Below are 9279 nucleotides of genomic sequence, written 5' to 3'. Positions count from 1 at the left end.
CACGCGATCTGCGCCGCCGTCAGTCCCACCTCCTGCCCATAGATCGGGCCCACCATCCGGAAGGAGGCGCTGGATACCGCCGCCACCACCACCCCCGCCGCGGCAAGCGGCGAGCGGTCCATCGCCAGCCGGGGCCGCAACCGGGGGGAGGCGGGAGTCTCCGGCTGCTGCACCCGCGTCAGCGTCAGCGGAATGAGCGCGGCGCAACAGACGATGGCCAGCAGGTTGTAGGAAACATAGGAGGCCGGGGCGAGAATGCCGACGATCATCTGCGCGGTCAGCGATCCGGTCATGTCCACCACCCGGTAGGTGCCCATGGTGCGCCCGCGGCTCTCGTTGGTGACCTTGGCCTGAAGCCATGCCTCGATGACCGTATAGCAGCCCGCCACGCAAAGGCCGGAGGCGACCCGCATCAACGCCCAGGCGTAGGGGTCGATCACCATCATATGCGCCATCAACCCGATGGCCCCCAGCGCGGTGAAGGCGGCGAAGGCGCGGCTGTGGCCCACGCTGCCCATCAGCCGGGGCGACCACCAGCAGCCGATGAAGAACCCCAGAAAATGCGCCGAGCCGAGAAAGCCGATTTCCTGCTTGGAAAAGCCGAGGGTGAGCCCCGACAGCACGTCCAGCGGACCCACGCCCCCGGTCGAAAGTTGCAGCAATATGACCGACAGGAAGAGGGCCGCGAAGGAGATCATCAGACGCATGCGCGCAGATTGGCGGCTTTGTCGGCGGAACCCAACCCGTATTACGACGCGTCACTGTCGTTTTCGTCAGGCCCGGGCGCTTGCGCGGCGGCAACGGGCCGCTAGGGTGACCACGCACAAGGCAAGAGGGCCGCAAGATGAAGATGAACCAACTGGGCGACAGCGGTATCGAGGTCTCCGAACTTTGCCTCGGATCGATGACATGGGGCACCCAGAACACGCCCAAAGAGGGCCACGCCCAGATCGACCGCGCGCTGGAGGCGGGGATCAACTTCATCGACACCGCCGAGATGTATCCAGTGAACCCCATCAAGGCGGAAACCGTGGGCCTGACCGAAGAGATCATCGGCCAGTGGATCGGCGCCTCGGGCCGCCGGAACGACGTGGTGCTGGCCACGAAACACTCCGGCGCGGGCTCCCACGCGCGCGATGGCGCGCCCATCACCGGCGATACGATCCCGCAGGCCATCGAAGGCTCGCTGAAGCGGTTGCAGACCGATGTGATCGACCTCTACCAGTTTCACTGGCCCAATCGGGGCAGCTACATGTTCCGCAAGAACTGGACCTACGATCCCTCCGATCAGGACCGCGCGGCGACGCTTGCCCATATGGTCGACTGTATGGGCGCACTTCAGCGCGAGGTGGAGCGGGGCACCATCCGCAGCTTCGGGCTCAGCAACGAAAGCGCATGGGGCCTGACCCAATGGTCCGCCGCCGCCGCGCGCAGCGGGGGGCCGCCGCCCGTCTCGGTCCAGAACGAATATTCGCTGATGTGCCGACTGGCCGATACCGACGTGGCGGAGACCTGCGTGAACGAGCGCATCGGCATGCTGGCCTTCTCGCCGCTGGCGGCGGGGATGCTCACCGGCAAATATCAGGGCGGTGCCGTGCCCGAGGGGTCGCGCATGTCGCTGAACCCGGAAATGGGCGGGCGCAAGACCGACCGGGCCTTCGAGGCGGTGGAGGCCTATCTGCAAGTGGCGCGGGAGCATGATCTGCACCCCGCGCAGATGGCGCTGGCATGGGCCTGCACCCGGTCCTTCATGACGTCGGTGATCTTCGGCGCGACGGATATGGATCAGCTGGGCACCGCGCTGGGCGCGGCCGATCTGGCCCTGTCGGACGCGGTGATGGAGGCGCTCGACGCCGCGCACCGCGCCCATCCCATGCCCTACTGACGCCTTCCCGAGAGGTGCACCGCGGGACCGGGGCCAGCCCCGGACCCCGGGATTTTTTGCCATTTGGAAGGCGCGCGGCGGTTCAGCCCATGGTGCTGCGCAGGGCGCGGGCGGATTGGCCATGCGCCTTGCGAAAGGCCCGTGCGAAAGCTGCCGGAGAGGCGAAGCCGGTGGCCGCCGCCACATCCTGCAAGGGCAGCGAGGTCTGGCGCACGAGGCGTTCCGCCTCTGTCAGGCGCAGGGCGAGGTAATGCGCCTGCGGCGTCCGGTCGAGCCGCCTGCGGAACTGGACCTGCAGCGCGCGGGCGCTGGTACCCAGCCGCCGCGCCAGCGTGGCGATGGGCAGGGGCGCGTCCAGCGTCGCTTCCATGATGGTCTGGGCGCGGGCGGTCAGCGCATTGTGGTTCAGCCCGGCGCCCCGGCTTTGCGGGCGGGTGGCCGGGGCCGCGAGATCGTAGATGAAGGTTCCCGCCACCCGGCTCGCCAGCGCAGGCCCGTGGGTTTCGCGGATGATATGCAGCATCATCTCGATGGCCGGGGCGGCGCCAGCACAGGTGAGGCAGGCGCCGCTGGCCTGAAACCGGGCGTTCACCACGTCGATCTCGGGAAAGGTGCTGGCGAACCGGTCGAGGTCTTCCCAATGGGTCGTGGCCTGCCCCCCGTCGAGCAGCCCGGCGCGCGCCATCACCCAAGGCCCGCCGTCGATCCCCGCGATGCGGCTGCCCCCAGCCGCGAGCCGCCGCAGGCTGGCCGAAAGCGCGGGGGTGGACTGCGCGTCGAGCTGGAAGCTGGCCAGAACAAGCAGCAGATCCGCGCCGTCTAGCCGGTGGATCGGACCCGCCGGGATGGCCAGCCCGCTGGTCAGCCGCACGGGCGCCTCCGCTGGCGTGACGAACTGCCAGTCGAAGAGCCGCTTGCCCGATTGCCGGTTGGCCGAGCGCAGCGGATCGACCGCCGCCGCGAAGGACAGCGTATTGGTGTCGTCCAGCACCAGCAGCGCGACGTTCATCGGTTTATTCTGTCGCAAGATGTCAAATCGGCTTCGCATCGGGTGAACTCTTGCGCCCCGTCTTCGGGCATCCTGCGCGCGAAATCAATAACGAGGAACGCCGCCATGCCGCTGCAAATGAACAAAGAGGTCTTCATCACCTGTGCCGTCACCGGCTCGGGCGGAACGCAGGACCGCAGCCCCCATGTGCCCCGCTCGCCCGAGCAGATCGCCGACAGCGCCATCGCCGCCGCCAAGGCCGGGGCCGCCATCGTGCATTGCCACGTCCGCGACCCCGAAACCGGCGCCCCCAGCCGCGATACGCGCATGTTCCGCGAAGTTACCGAACGGATCAGGGATGCGGACACCGACGTCGTGCTGAACCTGACCGCCGGCATGGGCGGCGATATCGTCTTCGGCGACGTGGAAAATCCCATGCAGCTTTCGCAGCAGGGCACCGACATGGCCGGGGCGAGCGAGAGGGTCGCCCATGTGGCCGACTGCCTGCCGGAGATCTGCACGCTCGACTGTGGCACGATGAACTTCGCCGAAGCCGATTACGTCATGACCAACACGCCGGGCATGCTGGTGGCCATGGGCCGCATGATGACAGAGCTTGGCGTCAAGCCCGAGATCGAGGCCTTCGATACCGGGCATCTGTGGTACGCCAAGCAGCTCGTGGCGGATGGGATTCTGGACAGCCCGGCGCTGGTGCAGCTTTGCATGGGCGTGCCCTGGGGCGCGCCAGATGACCTCAATACCTTCATGGCCATGGTCAACAACGTGCCGGACGACTGGACCTTTTCCGCCTTCGCGCTGGGGCGCAACCAGATGGCCTATGTCGCCGCCGCCGTGCTGGCGGGGGGCAACGTGCGCGTCGGGCTGGAGGACAACCTCTGGCTGGGCAAGGGCGAGCTGGCGCAGAACTGGCAACTGGTCGAGCGCGCGGTGACCATCGTGGAAAACATGGGCGCGAAGGTCATCGGCCCCGAAGAGGTCCGCCAGAAGCTCGGCCTGCAAAAGCGCGCCCCGAAGTGAGGGGCAGGCGCAGGGCCACGATGCTGGCCGGGCTGCTGGTGCTTACGGGCTGCGCGGTGCTCGCGCCCGCCCCCGAAGCGCCAACTTATCGTGATCCGGCGGCGGTGCTGGCCGGGTCCACCCGGTTCGACGCCGATCGCATGGCGGGCCGCTGGGTGGCTCGGGCCTGCATCGGGCCTTGTGCGCCCGCCGTCACCTTCGCCGTCAGCCAGACCGGCGCGGTGACGGAAACCGCGGCGGATGGCACAACCCGGACCTATGTGCCGACCGGCCCCGGCATCCTGCGGGCGCCGGACGGGGCGGAAACGCTCGTCGTCATGTGGGTCGATGAAGACTTCCGCACCGCCGCGCTCGGCTCCGCCACGGGCAGCCACGCCCGCATTCTTGACCGCGCGCCCGAGGGGGGCGCGGACCGCATTGAGGCCGCGCGCCGGATGCTCGATTTCAACGGCTGGGACACCGGCCAACTGAGGACAATGCAATGACGACACGAACGGCAGCGATCATCGGGGGTGGCGTGATCGGCGGCGGCTGGGCCGCGCGCTTCGCGCTCAACGGCTGGGCGGTGCGGGTCTATGACCCGGACCCGCAGGCGCAGCGCAAGATCGCGGAAGTGATGGGCAATGCGCGCCGATCCCTGCCCGGGCTCACGGATGCCGCGCTCCCCCCCGAGGGGGCGATCACCTTCCACGGTGACATCGCCGAAGCGGTGACGGGTGCGGAATGGATACAGGAAAGCGTGCCCGAACGCCTCGACATCAAGCATGAGACTTTCGCGGCGATCCAAGCGGCCTGCGAGCCTGAGGCGATCATCGGCTCCTCCACTTCCGGGTTCAAGCCGTCGGAGCTGGGGCAGGGGGTCGCGCGCCCGGGGCAGATCATGGTGGCCCATCCCTTCAACCCCGTCTACCTGCTGCCGCTGGTCGAACTGGTCCCCACGCCGGAGGCCACGGCCGATCAGATCGACCGCGCCAAGGCCACGCTCACCGCGCTCGGCATGTATCCCCTGCATCTACGCAAGGAGATCGACGCCCATGTGGCGGACCGTTTCCTCGAAGCGGTCTGGCGCGAGGCGCTTTGGCTGGTGAAGGACGGCATCGCCACCACGGAAGAGATCGACAACGCCATCCGCTACGGTTTCGGCATCCGCTGGGCGCAGATGGGCCTGTTCGAGACCTACCGCGTGGCGGGGGGCGAAGCGGGCATGAAGCACTTCATGGCGCAGTTCGGCCCGGCGCTGAAATGGCCATGGACCAAGCTGATGGATGTGCCCGAATTCAACGACGGCCTCGTGGACCTGATCGCGGGCCAGTCCGACGCGCAATCGGGTCAGTTCACCATCCGCGAGCTAGAGCGCGCGCGCGACAACAACCTCGTGTCGATGATGCGCGCGCTCAAGGCGCAGAACTGGGGGGCGGGGGCGCTCGTCAACGCCCATGAAACCCTGCTGCGCGCCGATACGCCGCTGGCCGCGCGGGCGGCCGAAATCGCCGATCCCGCCGCCCCGGTGCTGACGGCCCGCCGCGCCGTGCCGCTCGACTGGACGGATTACAACGGCCACATGACCGAATCGCGCTACCTGCAGGCTTTCGCCGATGCGACGGACCGCTTCATGGAGATCATCGGCTGCGATGCCGCCTATATCGCCTCGGGCGGCAGCTATTTCACCGCCGAAACCCACATCCGCCACGTGGACGAGGTCCATGCCGGCGCGGTGATCGAGATCACGACCCGCGTGTTGTCGGGCGGCGGCAAGAAGATGCACCTCTGGCACGAAATGCGCGAAGGCGACAGGCTGCTGGCCACGGGCGAGCATTTTCTGCTCCATGTCAGTCTTGACACCCGCAAACCCGCCGATCCCGCGCCGGAGATCGACGCGGCGCTCCGCCGCTTTGCCGAGGCGCAGGCCGATTTGCCCACCCCGGAGGGCGTCGGGCGCGCCGTGGGGCAGCGGCCGTGAAACGGGTGCTGATCACCGCCGGGGCCGCGGGCATCGGGCGGGCCATGGGCACCGCCTTCGCCGCGGCGGGCTACGAGGTCTGGGTGAGCGATGTCGACGCCGCAGCCCTGCGGGCCTGCCCCGAAGACTGGCAGCGGCGCGAGGCCCCCGCCGATGACGAAGCGGCCATGCGCGACCTGCTGGCCGAGATGGGGCAACTGGACGTGCTCTGCGCCAACGCGGGCATTGCGGGCCCCACCGCCCCGATCGAGGAGGTGGCTCTGGGCGACTGGCGCGCCTGCGTGGGCGTCAACCTCGAAGGCGCGTTCCTGGCCGCCAAACACGCGGCCCCGCTGATGAAAAAGGCGCAACGCGGCGCGATCATCGTGACCTCCTCGACAGCGGGGATCTACGGCTACCCGAACCGCGCCCCCTATGCGGCGGCGAAATGGGGCGTCATCGGCCTGATGAAGACGCTGGCGATGGAACTCGGCCCCCACGGCATCCGCGCCAACGCCATCTGCCCCGGTGCCGTCGAAGGCCCCCGCATGGAAGGCGTGCTGACGCGCGAAGCCGCCGCCAAGGGCATGACCCGCGATCAGGTCTACGAAGGCTATGCCGCGGGCACGTCGATGCGCAGCTTCGTCACCGCGCAGGATGTGGCCGACATGGCGGTCTTTCTCGCCTCCAACGCCGCGCGCATGGTCTCGGGTCAAGTCATCGCCGTCGACGGCCACACCGAGAACCCGGACCCGAAACTGGCGGTAGCGCGGTGATGGTGCGTTTCGCTGCGATGAGCGGATGGTGCGACCAGAATGTAATCCGTTTGACGTAGATCGGACTTGCAGCCTTAGGCTATCGGAACTGGGTACCAGTTTAACACAAGGGTATTCGAAAATGGACATGAACCAAGTGACGGTTGAAGCACGCGACTTTGACGAGGCAGTGGCATTTTATACCACAATTGGCCTGCGATTAATCGTGTCGGAAAGAGATGAATATGCGCGTTTCGAGTTTCCGACTGGCTCAAGCACATTTTCACTTTACGTCTCAGATAATCCAGTTGCTGGAAACACAGTGCTGTATTTTGAAGTTGATGACGTCGACAAAAAATTCATGGAACTTTGCAATTTAGGGGTCAAGTTTGATATGCCTCCCACCGATCAGACCTATCGTTGGAGGACGGCACATTTTACTGATCCCACTGGAAACAAGCTGTGCTTATTCCATGCCGGCAATGAACGCCGCTTTCCACCTTGGCGCCTCACTGACTAATGCATTTGCAGCGACAATATAAAACAGGATGTAAACTATCATTTTCGTCTCCGTGGCACGATGACTAAGGGCCTCACGATACCATAATTCCGCGCCCCCCGCGCCACTCCTCCGCGAAGTGCCGCGTTCCCCAAGCGCGGCGCTGACCTGCCGCCCCTTCCAAATGGCCCAAAATCCCCGCCGGAGGCTCCCGCCCTTGCCCGGTCCACCCCGGTCAGCGGATAAGCGCGCGCATCTCCCGGATCATGCCGGGCAGGTCGCGCGCGGTGTGGCTCGCCTCCCGCACCAGCACGTCGAAATCCTGGGTAAAGGTCTCGATCCGCTGGCGGTCGCGGAACGCCATGTAGTGGCCGCCGGTGTAGAACACCGCCAGCAGCGTTCCGAAGACGGTGACCGGCGCCGAATAGAGCCTGCGCGCGTCGAACAGGTAGATGCGCAGCCGGGGGTAGAGCTGCCGGGTCAGCATCTCCATGTGGTCGGCCTGCGCCAGCCGCACCGGGGCGGGCAGGCCGGTGTAATAGCCGGTGCCGCGAATGAAGCTTTCCATCTCGTAGATCGGCATCGCGATTTCGTAATCGGAGTGTGACTCCCGCATCCAGTCCAGCCGGTCGCGCGAGGCATTGATCGCCTGCTGGGCGGAGCGCCCCAAGTGGGGGCCGTACTCCCATTCCAGCATGGCGTCGGTCTTCAGCATGTCCGGCAGTGCCGCCGGGACATGGCGGATCTTGTAGCCCGCGGCCTCCCGGTGCCAGTCAAAGATCGTCTGGTCCACCAGCGCGCGCGGGGCCTGCGACACCTCCAGCGCGGCGGCCACCAGATCGGCGGCGGATTCGGGCCGGTTCGACAGACCCAGCAGCCAGTCGCTCGATACGCCCAGCGCCGCGGCGGCGCCCGCCACCAGATGGGCGCCGGGCATCCGTGCGCCGGTATCGGACAGCGCCTGCGACAGGGTGGAGCGGTCCACCCCCACCGCCCGCGCCAGCGCCGCGCGCGATATGCCCGCAGTCGCCATCGCGGCGGTCAGCCGGTCCCGGAACAGGGCGGCGCGGTCTGCTTTGCTGAGTTTATGCGGCATGTGGTGAGTAATATCACCAAACGGAAGCAATGTTAACTCTTATCCAAATGGCCCGCAAAGCCTGCCGCTCATAGATAAATGACAAAGCAAAAAAAGGAGCGGCAGGAAAATGAACGGTCATGCACCCGCAGGATTGGTTAACGTACCGCAACGCGGAGTAAGTCTCCCCGTCAATCGGGGCCGTGCCCGCGCCGCCCTCCGGGCCCTTGCGCGGGTGGAATGGCCCACCCTCGCGGTCTTTACGGCCACGCTGGTGGGCTGGGCGCTGGTTCTGGGCCTTGCCGGGCATCAGCCGCTGGTGGCCGTCCCGATCCTCGCGCTTCTGCTGGCGCTTCATTCCTCGCTCAGCCACGAGCTTCTGCATGGCCACCCCTTCGGCTCGGTCCGGGCCTCGACCGCCCTCGGCCTCGTCCAGCCGGGCCTGTTCATCCCCTACCTGCGGTTCCGCCGCCTGCATCTGGCCCATCATCAGGACGCAAGGCTGACCGATCCCTATGACGATCCCGAAAGCAACTACCTTGATCCGCTGGCATGGGCCCGTCTGCCGCGCTGGCGGCGCATCCTGCTGGAATGCAACAACACGCTGCTGGGGCGCATGACGCTGGGGCCTGCCATCGGGCTCTGGCGGTTTGTCGCGGGCGATGTGCGCGCGTGGTGGCGGGGCGATCCGCATGTGGCACGGGACTGGGCGCTGCATCTGCCGGGTGCGGCGCTGGTGCTCTGGGCGGTGGCGGCATCGCCGCTTTCGCTGCTGGCCTATGGGCTGGCCTGCTACGGCGCGCTGTCGATCCTGCGCATCCGCACCTTTCTGGAGCATCGCGCCCATGACCACCCCGCCGCCCGCAGCGTCATCATCGAGGACCGTGGGTTGCTGGCCTTCTTGTTCCTGAACAACAATCTGCACGTCGTCCATCACATGCACCCGGGCGTGGCGTGGTACCGGCTGCCCGCGCTCTACCGGGCGCGGCGCGACAGGTATCTGCGGCGCAACGGCGGATATGTCTATCCGTCCTACGGCGCGGTCTTCCGGGCCTTTCTGCTGGCGNTACCCGGTCAAACGGAAGACCGGGGATTTTCCG

Annotated in this window: 10 protein-coding genes; 7 read left to right on the top strand and 3 right to left on the bottom strand. The window is 66.9% G+C overall.

The window, feature by feature from the left end; all coding sequences use genetic code 11:
• Positions 1–707: MFS transporter (locus tag A3764_RS07785; RefSeq protein ID WP_150122106.1), on the bottom strand; the 707-nt coding region annotated here is incomplete at its 3' end.
• Between the two features lie 137 nt (positions 708–844).
• Between A3764_RS07785 and A3764_RS07780 the strand changes: the two genes are divergently transcribed.
• Entirely contained in the window at positions 845–1885 is a 1041-nt protein-coding gene (locus tag A3764_RS07780; RefSeq protein WP_067922330.1) for an aldo/keto reductase, read from the top strand.
• 82 nt (positions 1886–1967) lie between these two features.
• Here the strand turns inward: A3764_RS07780 and A3764_RS07775 are convergent, their stop codons facing one another.
• A complete protein-coding gene (locus A3764_RS07775) occupies positions 1968–2894 on the bottom strand; it encodes a GlxA family transcriptional regulator (RefSeq protein ID WP_236628131.1) in 927 nt (308 codons plus the stop codon).
• 105 nt (positions 2895–2999) lie between these two features.
• On the opposite strand from A3764_RS07775, the gene A3764_RS07770 reads away from it, so the two are divergent.
• From A3764_RS07770 to A3764_RS23975, 5 genes are all read left to right on the top strand, one after another.
• Positions 3000–3911 carry a 3-keto-5-aminohexanoate cleavage protein gene (locus tag A3764_RS07770; RefSeq protein WP_067922324.1) on the top strand — a complete coding sequence of 304 codons (912 nt, stop codon included), beginning with the start codon at positions 3000–3002 and terminating at the stop codon, positions 3909–3911.
• A gap of 20 nt (positions 3912–3931) precedes the next feature.
• The gene (locus tag A3764_RS07765) at positions 3932–4396 is read left to right on the top strand and encodes a hypothetical protein (protein ID WP_067922321.1); all 465 of its coding nucleotides are present in this window, start codon (positions 3932–3934) and stop codon (positions 4394–4396) included.
• Entirely contained in the window at positions 4393–5871 is a 1479-nt protein-coding gene (locus A3764_RS07760) for a carnitine 3-dehydrogenase (RefSeq protein ID WP_067922318.1), read from the top strand. Before A3764_RS07765 ends, A3764_RS07760 begins: the two co-directional genes overlap by 4 nt.
• Positions 5868–6626 carry an SDR family oxidoreductase gene (locus A3764_RS07755; RefSeq protein ID WP_067922315.1) on the top strand — a complete coding sequence of 253 codons (759 nt, stop codon included), beginning with the start codon at positions 5868–5870 and terminating at the stop codon, positions 6624–6626. Before A3764_RS07760 ends, A3764_RS07755 begins: the two co-directional genes overlap by 4 nt.
• Before the next feature lie 121 nt (positions 6627–6747).
• Complete coding sequence (locus tag A3764_RS23975; protein WP_161487217.1) at positions 6748–7125, top strand: VOC family protein; 378 nt, start codon at positions 6748–6750, stop codon at positions 7123–7125.
• Positions 7126–7339: 214 nt separating this feature from the next.
• Here the strand turns inward: A3764_RS23975 and A3764_RS07750 are convergent, their stop codons facing one another.
• Positions 7340–8200 (bottom strand): helix-turn-helix domain-containing protein, encoded by an 861-nt coding sequence (locus tag A3764_RS07750; RefSeq protein ID WP_067922311.1) that lies wholly within the window; start codon positions 8198–8200, stop codon positions 7340–7342.
• Between the two features lie 109 nt (positions 8201–8309).
• On the opposite strand from A3764_RS07750, the gene A3764_RS07745 reads away from it, so the two are divergent.
• A partial coding sequence (locus tag A3764_RS07745) for a fatty acid desaturase (protein WP_067951427.1) occupies positions 8310–9279 on the top strand: 970 nt, incomplete at its 3' end.

The sequence above is a fragment of the Sulfitobacter sp. HI0129 genome (assembly GCF_001635395.1).
GTDB lineage: Bacteria > Pseudomonadota > Alphaproteobacteria > Rhodobacterales > Rhodobacteraceae > Sulfitobacter.
The sequence above is the reverse complement of the archived record's forward strand: the minus strand, read 5'-3'. Positions and strand labels throughout refer to the sequence as shown.

Bases quoted from the DNA above. Each gene is read 5' to 3' on its own strand.
- A3764_RS07760 (WP_067922318.1), top strand. From the start codon at position 4,393: ATGACGACACGAACGGCAGCGATCATCGGGGGTGGCGTGATCGGCGGC.
- A3764_RS07750 (WP_067922311.1), bottom strand. From the start codon at position 8,200: ATGCCGCATAAACTCAGCAAAGCAGACCGCGCCGCCCTGTTCCGGGAC.
- A3764_RS07780 (WP_067922330.1), top strand. From the start codon at position 845: ATGAAGATGAACCAACTGGGCGACAGCGGTATCGAGGTCTCCGAACTT.
- A3764_RS07770 (WP_067922324.1), top strand. From the start codon at position 3,000: ATGCCGCTGCAAATGAACAAAGAGGTCTTCATCACCTGTGCCGTCACC.
- A3764_RS23975 (WP_161487217.1), top strand. From the start codon at position 6,748: ATGGACATGAACCAAGTGACGGTTGAAGCACGCGACTTTGACGAGGCA.
- A3764_RS07775 (WP_236628131.1), bottom strand. From the start codon at position 2,894: ATGAACGTCGCGCTGCTGGTGCTGGACGACACCAATACGCTGTCCTTC.
- A3764_RS07765 (WP_067922321.1), top strand. From the start codon at position 3,932: ATGCTGGCCGGGCTGCTGGTGCTTACGGGCTGCGCGGTGCTCGCGCCC.